Annotated in this window: 1 protein-coding gene; it reads right to left on the bottom strand. The window is 77.2% G+C overall.

Going from position 1 to position 241, the window contains the following annotated elements:
• Positions 1–88: 88 nt before the first annotated feature.
• Positions 89–241, bottom strand: a 153-nt coding sequence (locus SACPADRAFT_RS34130; protein WP_324604551.1) for a TrmH family RNA methyltransferase, incomplete at its 5' end; no start/stop codon positions are given.

The following is a 241-nucleotide window of genomic DNA, read 5'->3' on the forward strand; positions in this document are numbered from 1 at the left end:
CCGGTGCCGGCACCGCTGTCGATGCCGTCGGGTACCGCGGGCACGAGCACCGCCCGGGTGTCGTGCACCCGGAGTTCGACCTCCCCGCTCACCCCCGGCTCCCCTCCGCCGTGTCCGACCGGTCCCCGGCCAGTTCGTAGAACGCGACCGCGGCCGCCGTGGCGACGTTCAGCGAGTCGACCCGGCCCGCCATGGGGATGCGCACGGCGACGTCGGCGGCCGCGAGGGCGGCCCCGGACAG

It is taken from the genome of Saccharomonospora iraqiensis subsp. paurometabolica YIM 90007 (assembly GCF_000231035.2).
In the GTDB taxonomy this organism is placed as follows: Bacteria; Actinomycetota; Actinomycetes; order Mycobacteriales; family Pseudonocardiaceae; genus Saccharomonospora; species Saccharomonospora paurometabolica.